The organism is Antarctobacter sp. (genome assembly GCF_965277915.1).
Lineage (GTDB): Bacteria > Pseudomonadota > Alphaproteobacteria > Rhodobacterales > Rhodobacteraceae > Antarctobacter.
In genome coordinates, this window is record NZ_OZ255849.1 from 3,395,873 (window position 1) to 3,415,362 (window position 19,490).

Here is a 19,490-nt window from a genome sequence, read left to right on the forward strand (position 1 = left end):
CGTGAACCCGGCACAGGATGGCGGTGTTGTTTCCGCCCATTCCCATTTGCCCGGATCCTTTTCCAATGATCGATTTCCTGTCCACCGCAGAGCCAGAGGGCATCTTTCTTGCCATCGGCCTCTGCGGTTTCTTCCTCTACGTCGGTGTCTACGCGGCGCTCAGCTTTCGAGTGGTGACCGGGGATTGCCTATCCTATTTCGTCGGCAATACGGCTGCCGCATCGCTTGTGCTGATCGGCCTCAGCCATGAATTCAACCTGGCCTCGGCCCTGATTCAGGCGTTCTGGATTTGCATCGGCATTGCGGCCATTGTGCTGCGCCTCCTGCGCAGGGCCTCCGACCGCAGGGCAGAGGCCGCGCTGGCAAGGCGCGTCATGCCTCGGGCGGCACAAGCGAACCGAACGGAGGCAGAAGGTCCCCGCAGACAAGCCGCGTCAGGATACTCTGAATCGGTTTCAGCGTAGACATCGGGTACAACACCCGGTCGCGCAGGATGGGCAGAAGGCGGCTGTCGCCCTGGTATTGGGGCGTGAACAGCCGGCTCATCAGCTGGTAACTGCGGACGTGCCAGCGCCGAGCCCGGGCATAGGTCAGCGCGGCAAGCGGCAGATCGTCATGCGCCAGTTTAAGCGCCTGCGCCAGGGCCCAGGCATCCAGCAGCGCCATGTTCGCGCCCTGCCCCAGCTGCGGGCTGGCGCGATGGGCCGCATCACCGATATGCACGACGCCCTCGCGAAAGGGGCGCCGGAGGGTGCCATGCGCGTAGCGCGCCATCGTCATCTGGTCCGGATCGGTGATCTGGCCGATGAAGGGCGCGAAATCTGGCCAGAGCGCCACGGCCTCGGCGCGCCAGGCCTCCAGCCCTCGCTCCTGCCAGGCGGCATGACTGTCGGAGGGCAATGACCAGAAGATCGCGCTGCGAAATCCCTCCTGCTCCGGAACGGCCCCCAGCGGCAGGACGCCCATCATCCGGTCGGCGCGGCGATAGGCCTGCCGCAATTCGTTGCGCGGCAATTCGGTCTTGTCCGGCCAGTTCACCGTCGCCCAGAGCGCGCCATAGCCCAGCGGTCGCGCGCGCATCGGCGACAGTGGAGAGCCAGCCCCCGTGGCATCCACGATGAGATCGAAAGGACCTGCACTGCCCGTGTCGAACAAAAGCATGCCGTCCTTTTCACCGGTGACCCGGTGGCCGGGTTCCAAACGGGCGCCAGACGCCAAGGCGGTGTCGAACAGCGCCTGGAACAGAGCGGCCCGGTGAATCGCCAGGCCAAACCGGGGCACACCCGGGGCGTCATAGGCCACGTCCAGCACCGGCAGGCCGTTGCTGGCCTCGTGGCCGAACATGCGGTGGATGCGGTTGCCCTGCGCCATCGCGGCAGGCAACGCGCCGAGGTGTTCCAACACATCCAGCCCCACGGGCTGCATCACCAGCCCCGAGCCCACCGGCGCGGGCGCCTCGAACTGGTCGAAGACCGTCACGTCGTGGCCGGACTGCCTCAGCGCCGTGGCCGCCGCCAGCCCGCCCATTCCGGCCCCGGCGATCGCGATGTCGAGTTTTCTGGACATGCCGCCCCTCCCACCGGATAGGGAAAGCCGGAGAGGCGTGGTAGCGCAAGCGGCGCACTGCCGCAGGCGGCCCGAATCTGCAGTGATCTGCACCGTTTGAGGCAAAAAAGACCGGGGCCGGTCAGACCTGCCCCGGTTTGTGACCTTGTCCGAGGCCGGTCACTCGGCGGGAACCGCCGGTGCGATCGGCGCGCTCGGACCGTCGGTGTCCGCTTCGGGCGGGACGCTGCCCGGGGCCGGGTCCACGGCCGAGGGCCCGGTTGCGGGATCGCCGGTCGTGTTCGGATCCACCGCGGCGGGCGCTTCGGCAGGTGCGACCGGCTCGGTGGTCGCGCCGGGGCCGAAGGCGATCAATGCCACGATGCCGATGGCAACGATCAGCGCCACGGCGATGCCCAGTGCCGAGCCGCCTGAGCGGCGCGAGCTGGCAAGGCGCTCGTCGATGCGCTCTTCGGGAGCGTACCGGGCTTCGTGTTGTCGCAGGTACGGGTCTGTCGTTTGATGTGTCATCTGGCCTTCCTTTCCTCCTCGCGCGCCGGAGTGCCCGGCGCCTGTCTTTCAGATGGAGATGAAAAGCGCCCGGAACAGCCGTCGGGCCCGCGCGCTGCGTGGATCGGAAAAGGCCTGCCGAAACGGCAGTTTCGACTCGGCGGGTTCCGGCGGAATCAACCCAAGGCTGTCATCCGACAGCCATTTCCCGCCCATGCTGCAAAGCGGCATCGCAGGTTCCCGCCGACCCCTGCCCACTTTACGCGCCCGCGCGGCGGGCCTATAAGGCCCGCAAGATGACGTATCATGTGTTCATCATTCGAATTACATGCCCGGCGCTCTGAGGATACGAGCCGCCGGGACAAGGCGTATGAGACGTCGCGCCGCCCCAACATCCTGACCGACACCAGTGATTCAAAGGACGCCACAAATGTGCGCCGACACGACCGAAACGACAGTGCCCGACTACAAGGCCACGCTGTCCCTGCCGAAGACCGATTTCCCCATGCGCGCCGGCCTGCCCAAGCGCGAACCCGACTGGCTGGCCCGCTGGGAGAAAATCGGCGTCTATGACCGCCTGCGCGAAAAGGAGGGCCGCCCGGCCTTTACCCTGCACGACGGCCCGCCCTACGCCAACGGCAACCTGCACATCGGCCACGCCCTTAACAAGGTGCTGAAGGATTTCATCGTCCGCTCGCAGCAGATGATGGGCCGCGACGCACGTTATGTGCCCGGCTGGGACTGCCACGGCCTGCCGATCGAATGGAAGATCGAGCAGAAGTACCGCGAAAAGGGCCAGAACAAGGACGAGGTCGACGTGGTCGACTTTCGCCAGGAATGCCGCAAGTTCGCCGAGGGATGGATCGACATCCAGCGCGAGGAGTTCAAGCGTCTGGGCGTGACCGGCAACTGGGCCGATCCCTACCTGACGATGAATTTCCACGCCGAACGCGTGATCGCGGAAGAGTTTCAGAAATTCCTGATGAACGGAACGCTCTACCAGGGGTCCAAACCGGTGATGTGGTCGCCGGTGGAAAAGACCGCCCTGGCCGAGGCCGAGGTGGAATACCACGACCACAAGTCGCACACGATCTGGGTGCCGTTTGAAGTTGTCCATACCGGTCATTTCCCAATCACGCATCGAGATACGGAATCGAATGAGGCGGCCAAAGTAGCGCGGGTCGGAGGCCCCGATCTAGCAGGGGTCCGCGTCGTCATCTGGACCACAACCCCCTGGACCATCCCCTCGAACAAGGCCGTCGCCTACAATCCCGAGATCTCTTACGGTCTCTACGAGGTCACGGGCACGCCCGAGGAATGCTGGGTCAAGGTCGGCGACAAATACTTGCTGGCCGATGCGCTGGCCGAGGAAGTGCTTACAAAGGCGCGCCTTTCGGACGGCCAATGGACGCGTGTGCGCGATGTTTCTGCCGATGAACTGGCCGGGTTGACCCTTGCGCATCCCTTCCGCGGCGTCGAGGGCGGCGAAGGCTTCTGGGACTACGACGTTCCGGTGATCGACGGCGACCATGTCACCGACGAGGCCGGCACGGGCTTTGTCCACACGGCGCCCAGCCACGGCCAGGAGGACTATGATGCCTTCGTCAAGCGCGGCTGGATGGACCGGATGACCCACAACATCGGCGAGGCGGGCGAATTCCTGTCTCATGTACCGCTGTTCAAGGGGCTGGAGGTCATCACCGCCAAAGGCAAGGAAGGCAAGGCAAACACCGCCGTGATCGACAAGTTGGTCGAGGTCGGCGGGTTGATCGCACGCGGGCGGATGACACACAGCTATCCGCATAGCTGGCGGTCCAAGGCTCCGGTGATCTACCGCAACACGCCGCAATGGTTCGCCGCCATCGACCGCGAGGTCGGCGACGGGCAGGACGACTATGGCAAGACGATCCGCGAACGCGCCCTGACCAGCATCGACAAGTTGGTGACATGGACGCCGCAGACCGGGCGCAACCGGCTGTATTCGATGATCGAGGCGCGGCCCGACTGGGTCCTTTCGCGGCAGCGCGCCTGGGGTGTCCCCCTGACCTGCTTCGTGAAACGCGCCGCGATGCCGACGGATGCGGATTTCCTGCTGCGCGACGAGGCCGTGAACGCCCGCATCCTGGAGGCCTTCGAGGCCGAGGGCGCGGATGCCTGGTACAAGCCCGGCGCCAAGGAACGCTTTCTGGGGAATGACTATGACCCCAGCGAGTGGGAACAGGTGTTCGACATCCTCGACGTCTGGTTCGACAGCGGCTCGACCCATGCCTTCGTGCTGCGTGACCGCCCGGACGGGTCCGAGGACGGCATCGCCGATCTGTACCTTGAAGGCACCGACCAGCACCGCGGCTGGTTCCATTCCTCGATGTTGCAGGCCTGTGGCACGCTGGGCCGCGCGCCCTATCGCGGCGTGCTGACCCATGGTTTCACGCTGGACGAGAAGGGCAACAAGATGTCCAAGTCGCTCGGCAACACCGTGGCGCCCGAGGATGTGACCAAGCAATACGGCGCCGATATCCTGCGGCTCTGGGTGGCGCAGGCCGATTACACCGCCGACCTGCGCATCGGCCCGGAAATCCTCAAGGGCACCGCGGACGGCTATCGCCGGTTGCGCAACACCCTGCGCTACATGCTGGGCGCCGTGACGCATTTCACCGAGGACCAGCGCGTCGACGCCAAGGACATGCCGGAACTGGAACGCTACATCCTGCACCGTCTTGCGGAGTTGGATCATGTGGTGCGCGCAGGCTATGCCGCCTATGATTTCCAAGGCGTCTACCAGCAGCTGTTCAACTTCTGCACCGTGGAACTGTCGGCCTTCTACTTCGACATCCGCAAGGACGCGCTGTACTGCGACGGCGACACCGCGCGCCGCCGCGCCGCGCGGACGGTCATGGACCTGCTGTTCCACCGTCTGACCACCTGGCTGGCGCCGATCCTGGTGTTCACCATGGAAGAGGTCTGGCTGGAACGGTTCCCGGGTGACGACAGTTCGATCCACTTGCAGGACATCCCCGAGACGCCCAAGGACTGGCTGGACGAACCTCTTGCCGCCAAGTGGCAGATGGTGCGCCGCGCCCGCCGCGTCGTTACCGCCGCGCTTGAGGTGCAGCGGACCGACAAGGTGATCGGCGCCTCGCTGGAGGCGGCCCCGGTGGTGCATGTGCGTGAGCCCGACATGCTGGCGGCGCTGAAGTCGGTCGCCTTCGAGGACGTCTGCATCACCTCGGACATCTTCCTGACCGGAGATCCGATGCCCAACGAGGCCTACCGGATGCCCGAGGTCGAAGGCGTCGGCGTGGTCTTTGAAAAGGCCGAGGGCGAGAAGTGCCAGCGTTGCTGGAAGATCCTGCCCGACGTGGGCCACCATGCCCACCCCGCCACCTGCAAACGCTGCGACGCCGCCCTCGGCTGAGCCACGGCGCGCATCGCGGATGCGAAGAGGCCCGAAGTCCCTGCCGGACTTCGGGCTTTTTCATGGTTGCCAAAGGGGCCGCCATCGGACGTTGCCCAAAAAATGACGTGGCGTTAACCTGACCGAAAACCAGACGAGGGTTGCCATGAACCGCCGTTTCTTCCTGCTGGCCACCGCCGCGCTTGTCCCTGCCTGTGGCATGATGCCGAGCCAGAATCTGACGCTTGCCCCCAACTCCACGCTAATCGTCACCCGCCACGCCGACCGAGACGGCGAGGACCTGAATGCCCGGGGCCACGAACGCGCGCGGGCGTTGGTCGAGGCGGTCAAGGATTTCGACATCGACCTGATCTTCAGCCCCGGCATAAAGCGCAACCTCGACACCGCCGCGCCCCTGGCGGGCGCGCGCGGGCTGGCCGTTAACCGCCTGCCACAGGAAGCGCCGACCGCCGGCCTGGTGCAGAGCGGTGCCGGGAAAACGCTGATCTGGATCGGGAACAAGGGCAATATCGCAACGATCTGGGAAGACCTGAACCTGTCCGCCCCCATGCCGATCGAGTACGGCGACCTGCATATCGTCCGGGCGGATCCACAGGGGCGCGTGACGATAGAACGGCGCCGCTATGGACCCAACTGACGCAGAGATCGCCTCTGCCCTGATGGATCTGGCCCGAGCACGCGGGCCCGGCAAGAGCCTTTGCCCGTCAGACGTGGCAAGGACGCTGGCCCACGACTGGCGCCCGCTGATGGCAAGGGTGCGCCGGGTCGCTGCGACGCTGCCGCTGACTGCCACGCAGAAGGGACGTCCCGTAGACCCAATGGTCGCCGCCGGCCCGATCCGCTTGGCCCTGCGCCGGGACTAGAACGAACGCGGGCCCGGTGTTCAGATCAGTCCCCGGTCCCGCCCGATCATGGCGGCATGTGTCCGGTTGCGCGCCTCCAGCTTGCGCGAGAGCGTCTTGACGTGAAGCTTGACCGTGACCTCCTGCAGTTCGAGATCGCGGGCGATTTCCTTGTTGGACTTGCCTTCGCAGATGCCTTGCAGAACCTGCTGTTCCCTGCGGGTTAGAATGTCATCCTCGCCCTTGCCAGAGGATTTCAGGAATTCGATCGGGGTGTAGACCTCTCCTGCGGCCATGAACCGGGCTGCCGTCAGCAGCGACCGGGCGCTGAGGGTCTTGGGGATGAACCCTTGTGCCCCCTCTTTCAACGCCGCCGTGGCCACGTCGCGCGTGGCGCTGCCGGACAGGATTGCCACGGGGCGTCCCTCGTTCGCGGCGCGCATGCGCTCCAGCCCCTCAAGTCCATTCATGCCCGGCATGTTGTAATCCAGAAGGACGAGATCAAAGCTGCCGCTCGACCTGGCGAGCGAAACCGCGTCCTGCAGCGTGGCAACGGTACAGACTTCTTCGACATCCGCGCCATCCAGGTAAGCCGCAATCGTATCCCGCACCAAGTCGTGGTCGTCCGCAACCAGAATTCTCATCTTTCAACTCGTCCCATCTGTGCCAATGGCGGATATACGCGCCCGTGTAATATAGCTCGGCGCGGCGTCTCAGGAACCCTGAAAGATACAGAAAACGATATCTAATACAAACCCCAGTTCCGGTCAGGTGGCCGCCTGACCAGCTTTGGCCTCTTGCATCCGCCCTTCTGCCCCGTTTTTCTGGGCAGGGCCGTTGGCCAGCCAGGAGATCCGGATGATCCGAGCCACCCATGCCTCGATCACGCAAAGATACAGCCACCCGCGCTCTTCCTCGGGCGGCTGCGCCACATGACACAGGGAACCGAAGGCACCGCCCGGGGCCGCGACGGACCCGCCTGGACATCCGGCCTGCCGAACTGGGTGACGGGGATCGTCCTCGTGATGATCATTTTGTCCATCGCGGTGCTGGTCCTGGACCTGCAGAAACAGACACGGCGGCTGGCCTCCTCGGCGGCGGACAACATGCAATGGACCCTCGGCCAGGCCGAAGTCGAATTGATGGCGCTGGAAATCGCCGCCCTGCGCGCCGCCACGAGCGATGGTTCCCTGAGCGAAGTCCGCTTGCGCTATGACATCTTCTACAGCCGGATCGAGACGCTGACCGAGAGCCACCGGTTCGAAACCCTGATGCAGATCGGCGTGATGCCTGAACGGATCGAGGAAATCCGGGCCTTCCGCGGCAAGTGGCTCCCCTTGATCGACGGGCCGGACGCAGCCTTGGAAGCCGCCCTGCCCGGACTGGCCGAAGACACGCGATCGGTGCGCAGTATCGTGCGCGATACCAGCCTCGCCGGGGTCGAGTTCTTTTCGCAACAGGGATTTGAACAGCGCGACAGCCTGAGCCGGAGCATGGTGCGCGTCGGCCTTCTGACCGTGGCCCTTGTGATCCTCCTGGCGGTGCTGGCCCTGATGCTGTTCCGACTGGCCCGCAAGAGCGAGGCCGAGGCCCGCGCCAACCGCGAAACCCGCGAGCGGATCGAGACCATCCTGTCCACGTCGCTGGACGCGGTCGTTGTCTCCGACGCAGGTGGGCGCATCCTCGACTACAACGGCGCCGCCGAGCGCATCTTCGGCTATGACCGCAACCAGGCTCTGGGCGCGGACATGGCCGACCTGATCGTACCGGATCACTACCGCGCCGCGCATCGGCGCGGGATGGCCCGGTTCCGCCGAGACGGCGACGCGCGCGTGATCGGCAAGGGGATTGTGCGGCTGGATGCGCGCCGCAGCGACGGCACGGTCTTTCCCGTCGACCTGTCCCTGGCCCGGGTCCAAAGCCCCAAGGGCGAAATCTACGTTGCCTTCCTGCGCGACATCTCGGATCGGGTGCGCAACGAGGCCGAGCTGAAGCGCGCCCGAGACCGCGCCATTGCGGGCGAAAGGCAGAAGGCCGAGCTGCTGGCCGTCATGAGCCACGAAATGCGCACGCCGCTGAACGGGATGCTGGGCACGCTGGAACTGGTCGACGATCGGTCGCTGGATGCGCGGCACCAGCGATACTTGCGGATCGTGCGCGATTCCGGGCGCATTCTGCTGGGCCATGTGAACGACGTGCTGGACATCTCGCGGTTGGATGCGGGCAAGATGACCCTGCGCAAGACCGGGTTCGACCTTGTAACGCTGCTGGAGGACATCGTCGACAACCAGAGCCAGCACGCAAGCGCCCGCGGCAACAGGTTGATCCTGGTCCCGCCCAACCCCGAACTGCACCGGGTCTACGGCGATCCTGACCGGCTGCGCCAGATCCTGCTGAACCTCGTCGGAAACGCGATCAAGTTCACCTGGAACGGGCGCGTCACGCTGGAAGCGGATTGTGCGGCCGGGCTGGAAGCGGTCGAGTTGCGCGTGACGGACACCGGGATCGGCATCGCCGAAGAGGACATCGACCGGATCTTCGAGGACTTCGTCACCATCGACAGCACCTATGGACGCAGCACCTCGGGCACCGGGCTGGGGCTGGGTATCTCGCTGCGACTGGCCTCGGTCCTGGGGGGCGAACTGGGCGCGGAAAGCGAACCGGGTGATGGCAGCGTCTTCTGGCTGCGGGTGCCGCTGGCCCCGCCGGAAGAGAAACCCATGCCCGAGCCGCCCAGCAGGGAACCAACCGCACCTCCCCCGGCCTGCGATGTCCTGCTGGTCGAGGACAACGAGATCAACCGGCTGGTGGGGCGCGACCTGCTGGAGCGCGACGGCCACCGGGTCGAGACCGCGATTAGCGGCGAGACGGCGCTCGAGATCCTGGCGTCCCGGCGTTTCGACGTGATCATGATGGATATCTCGATGCCCGGAATGGACGGGATCGACGTGGCGCGCGCATTGCGGCGCGCCGATGGGCTCAACGCGGCGACACCGGTGGTCGCCACCACCGCCCACGCCCTGCCACAAGAGGTCGATGCCTTTTATGCCGCCGGAATGCAGGCGGTCCTGATCAAGCCGTTGACGCTGGACGCGATCCGCAATGTCCTGACCGAGGTCCTGACAGAAGGAGCGCCAGTCCGGCCTGCACCGCTGACCTCACCCGCGCCGGGTGACCGGACCGCCGTGATCGACGAGGCACACCTCGAGGAAATGCGCCAGGGACTGGCCCCGTCGCGTCTGCGGCACCTGCACGAGAGATTCCTGTTCGAAATGACCGATTTCCAGCATTCCATGCCCGACCTCGCCAAGGCCGGCGCCGGGGGGCAGGCCACGTTGGCGGCAGAGGCCCACCGCATGGCCGGTTCCGCCGGTATGATAGGCGCGGCCCGGCTAGGGGCGCTTTTGCAGGAGATCGAACAGGCGGCCAAGGCCGGGAACACACTGGAACTGGGCGCGCACCAGGCCGATCTGGCCGAATGCTGGCAGACGACCCGGGATGCGCTTTCGGCCCTCTTGCAGCCGATCGACCACCCGCAGTGAGCGCGCTTTACCCCCTGTGCAAGCTGCGTTTAAACACGACGGACCAGCCCAGCAGGAGAGCCCCATGTCCAACCCGCTATACGACACGCTCCTCGGTCATCAGACCGCGAACAGCTCTGTCTTTCTGCACCTCCCGGACGGTGGGCAGATCAGCTATGCCGGGTTCACCGCGCGCGTGGCCCAGTTCGCCGGGGCGCTGCGCGATCTTGGCCTTGCACCCGGCGACAGGCTGGCCCTGCAGGTGGAAAAATGCGCCGACGCGCTGGCGCTGGTCTTTGGCTGCATCCAGGCCGGGGTGGTCTTTCTGCCGCTGAACACCGGCTACACGGGCGACGAGATCGCCTATTTCGTCGAGAACTCGGGCGCCCGGGTGCTGGTCTGCGACCCGGCCGATGCCCGCCTTCTGGGCGAGGTCGCCGCGCGCTGCGGCGCCCAGTGCGAGACGCTGGGTCCGGACGGGACGGGCACGTTGGCCGAACGGGCAGACGCAGCCCCCGAAGAAGCCGCCGTCGAACCGCGCACAAGTGGTGACATCGCCGCCTTTCTCTACACCTCGGGCACCACGGGCCGCTCCAAGGGCGCGATGCTGAGCCAGGACAACCTTCTGTCCAACGCGCTGACGCTGGTCGACCTCTGGCGATTCACCAAGGACGACGTGCTGTTGCACGCGCTGCCGATCTTCCACACCCACGGGCTGTTCGTGGCAACCAACGTGATGTTGGCGGCGGGCGGCGCGATGGTGTTCTTCCCGAAACTGGACCCCGACGCTCTGATCGACTGGATGCCCAAGGCGACCAGCCTGATGGGCGTGCCGACCTTCTACACCCGCCTGCTGGACAACCCGCGTTTCGGGGTCGAGGTGGCGGGGAACATGCGGCTGTTCATCTCCGGCTCGGCGCCCCTGCTTGCCGAAACGCATCGCCAGTTCGAGGCACGCAGCGGGCACCGCATCCTTGAACGCTACGGCATGACCGAAACCAACATGAGCACGTCCAACCCCTACGACGGCGACCGCCGCGCCGGCACCGTCGGCCTGCCGCTGCCGGGGGTGGAGGCCAAGGTCTGCGACGAAGCGGGCGCCGAACTGCCGCGCGGCGAGATCGGGATGCTGGAGGTGCGCGGCCCGAACGTCTTTCAGGGCTACTGGCAGATGCCGGAAAAGACCGCGGCGGAATTGCGCGAGAACGGCTTTTTCATCACCGGCGACCTCGCCCAGATGAGCGAGGACGGTTACGTCACCATCGTCGGACGCGGCAAGGACCTGATCATCTCTGGCGGGTTCAACATCTACCCCAAGGAGATCGAGGAACTACTGGATGACCAACCGGGCGTGCTGGAAAGCGCCGTGGTCGGCGTGCCGCATCCGGATTTCGGAGAGACCCCGGTGGCAGTCATCGTGCCCGAACCGGGCGCCACACCCGACCTCGACGCCGTCCGCGGCGAGGTGACGGCAAAGCTGGCGCGGTTCAAGCATCCCCGGCACATGGAAGTCGTCGACGCCCTGCCGCGCAACACGATGGGCAAGGTGCAGAAGGCGGCCCTGCGCGAGCGTTTCGGGGGGCTGTTTTCAGGTTGAGACACCGGGCTTTGCCCGCGCCTGAACCGCAAAGGAGCACCGGTACGGCTTGATATCCAGAAGCGGCGTGTTGTTCAGGCAATCCAGCCCGCGCACCGTGAGGGCTGCGCCATCGCGTGCGATCAGCCGGACGATACTGGTGCCGATGGGATTGGGGCGTAGCGGGCTGCGCAGTGAAAAAGTGCCGCGTGTCCGCCCGTCGGCCTTTGGGCTTTGCGTCAGCAGATCGCGCCGCGCCTCGTGCAGCCAGTACAGCACTTCGATGAATTCAAACTGTTCGATCCCGTCCAGTGCGGGTGAGTAGACCGCATCAAGGATCACGGTACAGTCCGGCCCCTGCTCGGGATCGCCTTGCCGGGGGCAATCGGCGCGCACCCTGAAAGGCGTCTCGATCCAGCCGATGAACCGCAGACCCGCGTCGGTGGCAGGGGGAAACTGCGCAAGGGTTTCCCCGGGACGCAGCTGGTCGCGATGGGTGGATGTGGACATGGGGGATAGAGTGCCCGTGTCGTCCGCTTTGGACCAGTGGATTTTTGGCCGCAGGCGGGGTTTACGCGCGTGGACAGCCTAGGAAACCATGGACTCAAGGGATTGCAGGGACGGCTTTTCGGCATGTCGTGGTGTGTCAGTGGAAACCGCCTGCAGGTCCCGCCGGTCTGCCAAGCGCATTCGATCTGCATCCAGTTCGGCCGGGGCAAACGGCCATGTCTGTCACAATTCGCTCGCGGTTCGATTTGACCACTTCTGCAAGTAGCAAGCCGCAATCCTTCGAAAGCTTGGATCAGAACGCTGGCCCATGGCCATTATTGACAGATTGAGCGCCCGGCTTGACTTGCCTCAATTCCGGCACCCAAGCGAGGACAGGAATTGAGCAAATGGAATCACACGCGTGGCAACCACAGATTGAACAAATTAAACGTGTACCGCCAAGGGAACGCCTGGGCGATTTCAATTCAGGATTGTCAACAGAAACCGATTACCAGATGTAAAACTCCCTGTCTTTGAGGCGCCGCAAGGCAAATCGAATCCGCATTGATTAAAATTAGTGGACAACCACGATAGAAAAGCCGGGAGGTGGCGGAAATTGAGTAAGGTTAAATGTGATCTCTTGGGGCGGTTGACCCAGGAAGAACTGGATAGCGCAATCGACTTTGTGGAGTGTTTTCATTGCGGTGTAACGGCAATGGAGTTGATGCGGGTGGGCGCCGCGCTGGACGTCTGCGGTGACGAGTTTTGTTCTGATATCTGTAGCGGTGAACGCGTGTTTACGGCCATAGCGCTTTGCCGGTCATGTCATTGCAAGAACCACCAGGAAGAGAAAAATTACAGGTTTTCCTGAAGCTTTGTTTCCACATTGAAATGGAACTGGATAAGGATTGACGGCTGTATTGGTTGCACGGTGAAGGGATTGAGGTGCGCGGAAGATGCGCACCTTACGCCAGAACAACGCGCGGTTCCGCCCTGCCCCGTGCATCCGTCTTGAAAACAAAGGTGTTCCCTGCCGCCCCGTCCTCCTCCGGGCGGCCTTCGGCGGCAGAGGTGACCATCAAACGGTCGAAATCCGCCCCCCCGAAGGCCGGGCAGGTCGTCTGCGTAGTGGGCAGGGCGAAACTGCGCAGGAACCGCCCGTCCGGCGCGTAACTGGCAACGCGGCTGGCCTCCCATTGCGCATTCCACAGGTTGCCTGCCGCATCGGTGACAGCGCCATCGGGGTTCAGCCCCTCGGGCCGCAGGTCCAGCCAGGTCTCCGGCTCTCCCACAGGCCAGCCCTCGGCGTCCAAGGCGACGCGGCGGATCACCCGGGTCGGCGTATCGGTGAAATAGGCGTGTCTGCCATCGGGGGCGAAACAGATCGCGTTGGGAATAGTAATCTCGCCAAAAAGCTGCTGCAACTCGCCCTTGTACCACCGATAGATCGCCCCGGCTCCCGGTTCGGCCTTGTATCCCATCGTCCCGATCCAGAAACCGCCCTGCGGATCGGCGCGGCCATCATTGGACCGCGTCACCGGGTTGTCGGCCTCGAGGTCGCAGAGACGGGTTTCCGAGGCGCTGTCCAGGTCGAACAGGAACAGGTCCCGCTCGGAGGCGATCAGCAGGCGCGAAACCTCCACGATACCGGCCGCCGAAACCGCGCGATCGAACTGCCAATGTCGTTCCGTTTGCCCGTCTTGTTCGTAAAGCCGGTGCCCCAGGATATCGAACCACAGGAAACTGCCGCGATCCGGGTGCCACAGCGCCCCTTCGCCAAGAATGCATCGGGTGGCGGAAAGCGTGGCGGGTTGCGGCATCTTTGATCCTTCAGGCGGCGGTGGTGACAACCCCGCCGTCGACGGCAAGGCATTGTCCGGTAATCATTGCGCTGGCCTTGGAAGCCAGGAAAAGCACGGGGCCGGCAAGATCCGCCGGTTCCAGATGACGGCCAAGACACTGCTTGGTCAGAAAGTCGTCCAGGGCCTCGGGCGAGGCCCAGAGCCGCAGCTGGCGTTCCGTCAGGACCCACCCCGGCGCCACCGCGTTGACGCGGATGCCGTCGCGACCGAATTCGCGCGCGTGGCCGCGTGTCATGGCGGTGATCCCGCCGTTGGCGGTGGTATAGGCCGTCATCTCTGCCATGCCCAGCATGTAGCTGATCGAGCTGAAATTGACGATGGCCCCGCCGCCCGCCTCCATCATACCTGGCACGGCGATCTGTGTTGTCAGGAAATAGCTTTTCAGATTGACCGCGATCAGGTCATCCCATTCGGCAGAGCTGATCTCGAGCGTATCGTGGCGGGTGTCATTGGCCGCGTTGTTGACCAGCACCGTGATCGGGCCGTGTTGCCGCGCCGCCTCGGCCATCGCGGCGCGCAGCGCGGGTTCGTCGGTGACATCGCATTGCAAGAACAGCGGGCGGTTGCCGTGCCGGGTTTCCATCCGGTCGCAGAATACCGTCACGTCCGAGCGCTGGCAAAAGGCCACCCGGGCGCCCTGTTCGAGAAAAGCCTCCGTCAGCGCGGCCCCGATCCCCGCGCCGCCGCCGGTGATGAAGACCGAGGTGCCGCGCAGGTCCGGGAACACCGCATCCCCTGCAAGTTGTTCGGTCACTGGCTTTCTCCCCTGCAGACATCCCTGTCACTGTCGCCGCGCAGACCGTTCCGCGCAAGAGCCTGTCAAAGGGCTGGAATCATGGCGCGATATCGGGTCTAGTCTGCGCACGACCGGAAAGGAGGGTTCCATGAACTGCGTATTCGTCCAGATCCGATGCCGCCCCGGCACCGCCTATCGCGTGGCCGGCGACATCGCCCTGCGCGAAATCCATTCCGAGCTCTACTCGACCAGCGGCGAGTATGACCTGCTCCTCAAGATCTACATCCCCAAGGAAGAGGACACGGGCAAATTCATCAACGACAACCTGCTGGACATCGACGGGATCGAACGCACGCTGACGACGCTGACGTTCCGCGCGTTCTGACATCTGACAACCGGGAGAATTCCATGAGTCTCAAGACATTGACGACGGGCGGGCTGCTGTGCGCCGCCCTTGCCCTGCCGGCCGCGGCCGAGGTCAAGGTGGGCATGATCACCACGCTGTCCGGCGGTGGTGCAAGCCTTGGCATCGACACGCGCGACGGCTTCATGCTGGCCATCGAACAGTCGGGACGGACCGATGTCGAGGTGGTCATCGAGGACGACCAGCGCAAACCCGACGTGGCCGTGCAACTTGCCGACAAGATGATCCAGTCGGAAAAGGTCGACCTGCTCACCGGCATCGTCTGGTCCAACCTCGCGATGGCGGTGGTGCCTTCGGCAACGGCGCAGGGCAAGTTCTACCTGTCGACCAACGCCGCCCCGGCGCAGCTGGCCGGGCGGGGCTGCAATGCCAAGTATTTCTCGGTCTCCTACCAGAACGACAACCTGCACGAAGGCGCGGGCGCCTATGCCACGCAGGCCGGGTTCAAGAACACCTTCATCCTCGCGCCCAACTACCCCGCGGGCCAGGACAGCCTGACCGGCTTCAAGCGCTTCTACGAAGGTGACCTGGCGGGCGAGGTCTATACCAAGCTGGGCCAGACCGACTATGCCGCCGAGATCGCGCAGATCCGGGCCAGCGGCGCGGATTCGGTCTTTTTCTTCCTGCCCGGCGGCATGGGCATCTCTTTCCTCAAGCAATACGCGGATTCCGGCGTGGACCTGCCGCTGGTCGGCCCGGCCTTCAGCTTTGACCAGGGCATCCTGCAGGCCGTGGGGGACGCGGCACTGGGGGTCAAGAACTCTTCGACCTGGTCCAAGGACCTGGACAACGCCGCCAACGCCACCTTCGTCGAGGCATTCGAGGCGAAATACGACCGGTTGCCGTCGATCTACGCGGCGCAGGGCTATGACACCGCCAACCTGATGCTTTCGGCGCTGGACAAGGCCAAGATCTCGGACGAGGCCGGTTTCGGCGCGGCGCTCAAGGCGGCAGAGTTTGACAGCGTGCGGGGTGAATTCTCCTTCGCGGCCAACAACCACCCGATCCAGAACATCTACGTCCGCGAGGTCATCAAGGAAGGCGACATCTTTACCAACAAGATCGTCGCCACCGCTATGGAAAACCGCGCAAACGCCTACGTCGACGACTGCAAGATGTAACACACCTGTACGCCCCGGGCCGTCCCGGGGCGTCCGACCCAACGACATTCCCCATGACAACCACCCTGATCCTCGAGCAGATCCTGAACGGTCTGCAATCCGGCATCATGCTTTTCCTCATGGCGGCCGGTCTGACGCTGATCTTCGGCGTCATGGGGCTGATCAACCTGGCGCATGGCTCGCTCTACATGGTCGGCGCGTTCTGCGCGGCCGCGGCGGCGGCCGCAACCGGGTCCTTCGCGCTGGGACTGGTGGCGGCGCTTGCGGGCGCGGCGGCGGCGGGGGCATTGATCGAACTGGTGGTGATCCGGCGCCTCTACGACCGCGACCACCTTGACCAGGTGCTGGCCACCTTCGCGCTGATCCTGATTTTTTCCGAAGGCACGCGCTGGGTCTTTGGTTCCTTCCCGCTCTACCTCGACGTGCCGGAAGCGCTATCCGGCCCCGTGACCCTGCCCGGCGGCATCCAGTATCCGCTGTATCGGCTGACACTGATCCTTGCGGGTCTTGCCGTGGCGGTGGGCCTCTTCTGGCTGATCGCGCGCACCCGGATCGGCGTGCAGATCCGCGCGGGCGAGAACGACCGAGAGATGATTGCCGCGCTGGGAGTCGATATCGACCGGCTCTATACCTTCATCTTTGCGCTCGGCGCGGCGTTGGCGGGACTTGCAGGCGCGCTGGTGGGCGCAATCCAGTCGGTGCAGGTGGGCATGGGCGAACCGGTTCTCATCCTGGCCTTTGTCACCATCGTGATTGGCGGGATCGGCTCGATCAAGGGCGCACTTGTGGGCGCACTGCTGGTGGGGCTGACGGACACGCTGGGCTCGGTCTTCCTGCCGGAACTGTTCAAGCTGTTCATGGCGCCCGCCGCCGCCACGCAGACCGGCGCCTCGCTCTCCTCGATGGCGATCTACATCCTGATGGCGGTTGTCCTGATCTGGCGCCCGACGGGCCTGTTCGGAGCACGCGCATGACCCGCGAAACCCTGTTCAACCTCGCCATCCTGGCGGGGCTCGTCGCACTGCCGCTTTACGCGCACTTGGCGGATGAGCCCTTTACCATCACTCTGGCCACCCGCGCCGTGATCCTGTCGCTGGCGGCGGTGGGGCTGAACATGGCATTGGGGATCGGCGGACTGGTCAGCCTGGGGCACGCGGTGTTTTTCGGGATCGGCGGCTACGCGATGGGCATTCTCGCCTTTCACGCGCAGAACTACATGCCGCTGATGGAGGCGCCTTTCCTGATAGAGGGCACCAAGTCGATGCCGTTGATCTGGCTCGCCGCGGTGGTCGCCTCTGCACTGGCGGCCCTGGTCATCGGCCTGCTGTCGCTGCGAACCAGCGGTGTCTACTTCATCATGATCACGCTCGCCTTCGGACAGATGTTCTACTATTTCGCCATCTCCTGGTCGGCCTACGGCGGCGAGGACGGCATGTCGATCTATGTCCGCAATGGCTTCCCGGGCCTCAACACGCTGGTGCCGATCCAGTTCTACGGCCTCTGCCTTGCGGCACTGGTGCTGGCGCTGGGGTTCAACGGCGCATTGGCACGCTCACGCTTCGGACTCGCGCTCAACGCGGCGCGACAGGTGCCCGAGAGGGTGCGCGCCGTTGGGCTGGACCCGTTCCGCCTGCGCCTTGTGGCCTTCACGATCTCGGGCGCGATCACCGGGCTGGCGGGCGCGCTGTTTGCGGACCTCAACCGATTTGTCTCGCCCACCATGTTCAGTTGGCAACTGTCCGGAGAGTTCATCGTCTTCATCATCATCGGCGGCACCGCGCGTCTGTTTGGCCCGGTCGTCGGCGCCTGCCTCTTCGTGGTACTGGAACATTATATCGGCGGCTGGTCGGACTACTGGCACATCTGGTTCGGCCTGCTGTTGCTGGGCATCGTGCTGTTCGGACGCGGCGGTGTCATCGGGCTGATCGCCGGAAAGGCGCGGGCGCATGGCTGAGGCGGTTCTGGAAACCAAGGGCCTGCGCAAGGCCTTCGGCGCGCTGCAGGCGACGGATGATGTCTCGATCTCGCTGCGCACCGGAGAGATCCATGCCATCATCGGGCCGAACGGGGCCGGAAAGTCGACGCTGATCGCGCAGATCAGCGGCGCGCTGGCCCCGGATGCCGGGCAGGTGGTGCTGGGTGGCCGTGACGTTACCGGCCTGCCGGTACAGGCCCGCGCCCGCGCCGGTCTGGCAAGAACCTTTCAGATCAGTCAGTTGGCGATGGAGGACACGGTTCTCCAGAACGTCGCGCTGGGGGCGCTTGGTGCGCAGGGACGCCCCTTTGGCATGTTCCGCCCGGCGCTGCGCGACCGGGCGATCCGCGACCGTGCCGAGGCCGCGCTGGAGCGGGTCGGGCTGGCCGGGCAAGCGGCGATGCGCACCGCAGAGCTGTCGCACGGAGAGCGGCGAAAACTGGAGGTGGCGGTGGCGCTGACGCTGGCCCCCCGCGCCTTTGTCATGGACGAGCCGATGGCGGGCCTGGGCACCGAGGGATCGGCACAGCTGACCGACTTTCTGGACGGGCTGCGGGCACAGGCACCGATCCTGCTGGTCGAGCATGACATGGACGCGGTCTTTGCGCTCGCCGACCGGGTCAGCGTGCTGGTCTATGGCCGGGTGATCGCCAGCGGCACGGTTGACGACATACGCCGCGACAAGGCCGTGCGCGACGCCTATCTGGGAGAGGAGACATGAGCGCGCTCTTGCAGGTCGAAGGGCTGAAAGCCACCTATGGCGCCAGCCAGGCGCTGTTCGGCGTCGACCTTCAGGTCGCCTCGGGCGAGGTCGTTGCGCTGATGGGGCGCAACGGCATGGGCAAGACGACAACGGTGAAATGTATCTGCCGCCTGCTGCGCGCCGAGGGGCATATTTTCTTTGACGGCAAGGACTTGCGCCGCCTTCCGGCACATCGCGCCGCGCGACTGGGGATCGGGCTGGTGCCCGAGGGGCGGCGCTGTTTCGCGGACCTGACGGTGCAGGAGAACCTGACCGCCGCCGCCCGCCCCGGCCCCTGGGACATGGGCAAGGTGGGCACCTTGTTTCCGCGCCTGAGCGAGCGCAAGACGCAGGTCGCGCGCTCTTTGTCGGGGGGTGAGCAGCAGATGCTGGCGATCGGGCGGGCGCTGATGACGAACCCGCGCCTGTTGATCCTGGACGAGGCGACAGAGGGGCTGGCGCCCTTGATCCGGCAGGAAATCTGGGACGCAGTGGAACAGCTCAAACGCGAAACAGGCATGGCCATCCTGATCATCGACAAGAGCCTGAAGGAACTGACACAGGTGTCCGACCGGGCGGTGATCCTGAACAGGGGGCGCACCGCCTGGACCGGGGTTCTGGACGATCTGAGCGCCGATCTGGCGCAGCGTTACCTGGGCGTCTGAGCCCCTGACGTTTGTACGTTTTGTACAAAACGTACGGCGATTCCGGCATTTTGTACAAAGCGGTGAG

At 64.9% G+C, this 19,490-nt stretch carries 20 protein-coding genes; 12 read left to right on the forward strand and 8 right to left on the reverse strand.

Going from position 1 to position 19,490, the window contains the following annotated elements; translation table 11 throughout:
- Positions 1 to 65 precede the first annotated feature (65 nt).
- Entirely contained in the window at positions 66 to 464 is a 399-nt protein-coding gene (locus ACQY5B_RS17430; RefSeq protein WP_420328252.1) for a CBU_0592 family membrane protein, read from the forward strand.
- Here ACQY5B_RS17430 and ACQY5B_RS17435 read toward each other — a convergent pair.
- From ACQY5B_RS17435 to ACQY5B_RS17445, 3 genes are all read right to left on the reverse strand, one after another.
- A complete protein-coding gene (locus ACQY5B_RS17435; RefSeq protein ID WP_420328251.1) occupies positions 373 to 1,566 on the reverse strand; it encodes an FAD-dependent oxidoreductase in 1,194 nt (397 codons plus the stop codon). The genes ACQY5B_RS17430 and ACQY5B_RS17435 overlap by 92 nt on opposite strands.
- 159 nt (positions 1,567 to 1,725) lie before the next feature.
- Complete coding sequence (locus tag ACQY5B_RS17440; protein WP_305968909.1) at positions 1,726 to 2,076, reverse strand: hypothetical protein; 351 nt, start codon at positions 2,074 to 2,076, stop codon at positions 1,726 to 1,728.
- Positions 2,077 to 2,124: 48 nt separating this feature from the next.
- Positions 2,125 to 2,286, reverse strand: a complete 162-nt coding sequence (locus tag ACQY5B_RS17445) for a hypothetical protein (protein WP_420328250.1) — start codon at positions 2,284 to 2,286, stop codon at positions 2,125 to 2,127.
- Between the two features lie 199 nt (positions 2,287 to 2,485).
- On the opposite strand from ACQY5B_RS17445, the gene ileS reads away from it, so the two are divergent.
- The 3 genes from ileS (at position 2,486) to ACQY5B_RS17460 (ending at position 6,333) form a co-directional block, all read left to right on the forward strand.
- Positions 2,486 to 5,470, forward strand: a complete 2,985-nt coding sequence (gene ileS / locus ACQY5B_RS17450; protein ID WP_420328248.1) for an isoleucine--tRNA ligase — start codon at positions 2,486 to 2,488, stop codon at positions 5,468 to 5,470.
- A gap of 145 nt (positions 5,471 to 5,615) precedes the next feature.
- Positions 5,616 to 6,107, forward strand: coding sequence for a histidine phosphatase family protein (locus ACQY5B_RS17455; protein WP_420328247.1), 492 nt, complete (start codon positions 5,616 to 5,618; stop codon positions 6,105 to 6,107).
- Positions 6,094 to 6,333 (forward strand): DUF3253 domain-containing protein, encoded by a 240-nt coding sequence (locus ACQY5B_RS17460; RefSeq protein ID WP_420328245.1) that lies wholly within the window; start codon positions 6,094 to 6,096, stop codon positions 6,331 to 6,333. Before ACQY5B_RS17455 ends, ACQY5B_RS17460 begins: the two co-directional genes overlap by 14 nt.
- Before the next feature lie 20 nt (positions 6,334 to 6,353).
- Here the strand turns inward: ACQY5B_RS17460 and ACQY5B_RS17465 are convergent, their stop codons facing one another.
- Together ACQY5B_RS17465 and ACQY5B_RS17470 are read right to left on the reverse strand one after the other, a co-directional pair.
- Complete coding sequence (locus ACQY5B_RS17465) at positions 6,354 to 6,956, reverse strand: response regulator (protein WP_305968905.1); 603 nt, start codon at positions 6,954 to 6,956, stop codon at positions 6,354 to 6,356.
- Between the two features lie 123 nt (positions 6,957 to 7,079).
- Positions 7,080 to 7,244: a hypothetical protein gene (locus tag ACQY5B_RS17470; protein WP_420328244.1), complete on the reverse strand. Its 165-nt coding sequence runs from the start codon at positions 7,242 to 7,244 to the stop codon at positions 7,080 to 7,082.
- Between ACQY5B_RS17470 and ACQY5B_RS17475 the strand changes: the two genes are divergently transcribed.
- Complete coding sequence (locus ACQY5B_RS17475) at positions 7,245 to 9,854, forward strand: ATP-binding protein (protein WP_420328242.1); 2,610 nt, start codon at positions 7,245 to 7,247, stop codon at positions 9,852 to 9,854. It begins immediately after the preceding gene.
- Between the two features lie 64 nt (positions 9,855 to 9,918).
- On the forward strand, positions 9,919 to 11,430 hold the full coding sequence (locus ACQY5B_RS17480) for a malonate--CoA ligase (protein ID WP_420328240.1): 1,512 nt from the start codon (positions 9,919 to 9,921) through the stop codon (positions 11,428 to 11,430).
- Here the strand turns inward: ACQY5B_RS17480 and tsaA are convergent.
- The 3 genes from tsaA to ACQY5B_RS17495 form a co-directional block, all read right to left on the reverse strand.
- The gene (gene tsaA, locus ACQY5B_RS17485; RefSeq protein ID WP_305968902.1) at positions 11,422 to 11,919 is read right to left on the reverse strand and encodes a tRNA (N6-threonylcarbamoyladenosine(37)-N6)-methyltransferase TrmO; all 498 of its coding nucleotides are present in this window, start codon (positions 11,917 to 11,919) and stop codon (positions 11,422 to 11,424) included. The two genes, ACQY5B_RS17480 and tsaA, sit on opposite strands and share 9 nt — an antisense overlap.
- Positions 11,920 to 12,863: 944 nt before the next feature.
- A complete protein-coding gene (locus tag ACQY5B_RS17490; protein WP_420328238.1) occupies positions 12,864 to 13,718 on the reverse strand; it encodes an SMP-30/gluconolactonase/LRE family protein in 855 nt (284 codons plus the stop codon).
- A gap of 10 nt (positions 13,719 to 13,728) precedes the next feature.
- Complete coding sequence (locus ACQY5B_RS17495) at positions 13,729 to 14,514, reverse strand: SDR family NAD(P)-dependent oxidoreductase (RefSeq protein ID WP_305968900.1); 786 nt, start codon at positions 14,512 to 14,514, stop codon at positions 13,729 to 13,731.
- Positions 14,515 to 14,644: 130 nt separating this feature from the next.
- Between ACQY5B_RS17495 and ACQY5B_RS17500 the strand changes: the two genes are divergently transcribed.
- The 6 genes from ACQY5B_RS17500 to ACQY5B_RS17525 are packed head-to-tail and all read left to right on the forward strand — an operon-like array spanning position 14,645 to position 19,423.
- On the forward strand, positions 14,645 to 14,881 hold the full coding sequence (locus tag ACQY5B_RS17500) for an Lrp/AsnC ligand binding domain-containing protein (RefSeq protein ID WP_043136551.1): 237 nt from the start codon (positions 14,645 to 14,647) through the stop codon (positions 14,879 to 14,881).
- Positions 14,882 to 14,904: 23 nt separating this feature from the next.
- A complete protein-coding gene (locus tag ACQY5B_RS17505; protein WP_420328236.1) occupies positions 14,905 to 16,041 on the forward strand; it encodes an ABC transporter substrate-binding protein in 1,137 nt (378 codons plus the stop codon).
- Positions 16,042 to 16,094: 53 nt separating this feature from the next.
- A complete protein-coding gene (locus ACQY5B_RS17510) occupies positions 16,095 to 17,015 on the forward strand; it encodes a branched-chain amino acid ABC transporter permease (protein ID WP_420328235.1) in 921 nt (306 codons plus the stop codon).
- Entirely contained in the window at positions 17,012 to 17,995 is a 984-nt protein-coding gene (locus ACQY5B_RS17515; RefSeq protein ID WP_420328233.1) for a branched-chain amino acid ABC transporter permease, read from the forward strand. Before ACQY5B_RS17510 ends, ACQY5B_RS17515 begins: the two co-directional genes overlap by 4 nt.
- A complete protein-coding gene (locus ACQY5B_RS17520) occupies positions 17,988 to 18,737 on the forward strand; it encodes an ABC transporter ATP-binding protein (RefSeq protein ID WP_420328232.1) in 750 nt (249 codons plus the stop codon). The genes ACQY5B_RS17515 and ACQY5B_RS17520 overlap by 8 nt, the downstream gene beginning before the upstream one ends.
- On the forward strand, positions 18,734 to 19,423 hold the full coding sequence (locus tag ACQY5B_RS17525; protein ID WP_420328231.1) for an ABC transporter ATP-binding protein: 690 nt from the start codon (positions 18,734 to 18,736) through the stop codon (positions 19,421 to 19,423). Before ACQY5B_RS17520 ends, ACQY5B_RS17525 begins: the two co-directional genes overlap by 4 nt.
- The last annotated feature ends 67 nt before the right edge of the window (positions 19,424 to 19,490 follow it).

Coding starts and splice junctions, on each gene's coding strand:
- ACQY5B_RS17430 (WP_420328252.1), top strand. CDS start 66: ATGATCGATTTCCTGTCCACCGCAGAGCCAGAGGGCATCTTTCTTGCC.
- ACQY5B_RS17435 (WP_420328251.1), bottom strand. CDS start 1,566: ATGTCCAGAAAACTCGACATCGCGATCGCCGGGGCCGGAATGGGCGGG.
- ACQY5B_RS17440 (WP_305968909.1), bottom strand. CDS start 2,076: ATGACACATCAAACGACAGACCCGTACCTGCGACAACACGAAGCCCGG.
- ACQY5B_RS17445 (WP_420328250.1), bottom strand. CDS start 2,286: ATGCCGCTTTGCAGCATGGGCGGGAAATGGCTGTCGGATGACAGCCTT.
- ileS (WP_420328248.1), top strand. CDS start 2,486: ATGTGCGCCGACACGACCGAAACGACAGTGCCCGACTACAAGGCCACG.
- ACQY5B_RS17455 (WP_420328247.1), top strand. CDS start 5,616: ATGAACCGCCGTTTCTTCCTGCTGGCCACCGCCGCGCTTGTCCCTGCC.
- ACQY5B_RS17460 (WP_420328245.1), top strand. CDS start 6,094: ATGGACCCAACTGACGCAGAGATCGCCTCTGCCCTGATGGATCTGGCC.
- ACQY5B_RS17465 (WP_305968905.1), bottom strand. CDS start 6,956: ATGAGAATTCTGGTTGCGGACGACCACGACTTGGTGCGGGATACGATT.
- ACQY5B_RS17475 (WP_420328242.1), top strand. CDS start 7,245: ATGACACAGGGAACCGAAGGCACCGCCCGGGGCCGCGACGGACCCGCC.
- ACQY5B_RS17480 (WP_420328240.1), top strand. CDS start 9,919: ATGTCCAACCCGCTATACGACACGCTCCTCGGTCATCAGACCGCGAAC.
- tsaA (WP_305968902.1), bottom strand. CDS start 11,919: ATGTCCACATCCACCCATCGCGACCAGCTGCGTCCCGGGGAAACCCTT.
- ACQY5B_RS17490 (WP_420328238.1), bottom strand. CDS start 13,718: ATGCCGCAACCCGCCACGCTTTCCGCCACCCGATGCATTCTTGGCGAA.
- ACQY5B_RS17500 (WP_043136551.1), top strand. CDS start 14,645: ATGAACTGCGTATTCGTCCAGATCCGATGCCGCCCCGGCACCGCCTAT.
- ACQY5B_RS17505 (WP_420328236.1), top strand. CDS start 14,905: ATGAGTCTCAAGACATTGACGACGGGCGGGCTGCTGTGCGCCGCCCTT.
- ACQY5B_RS17510 (WP_420328235.1), top strand. CDS start 16,095: ATGACAACCACCCTGATCCTCGAGCAGATCCTGAACGGTCTGCAATCC.
- ACQY5B_RS17515 (WP_420328233.1), top strand. CDS start 17,012: ATGACCCGCGAAACCCTGTTCAACCTCGCCATCCTGGCGGGGCTCGTC.
- ACQY5B_RS17520 (WP_420328232.1), top strand. CDS start 17,988: ATGGCTGAGGCGGTTCTGGAAACCAAGGGCCTGCGCAAGGCCTTCGGC.
- ACQY5B_RS17525 (WP_420328231.1), top strand. CDS start 18,734: ATGAGCGCGCTCTTGCAGGTCGAAGGGCTGAAAGCCACCTATGGCGCC.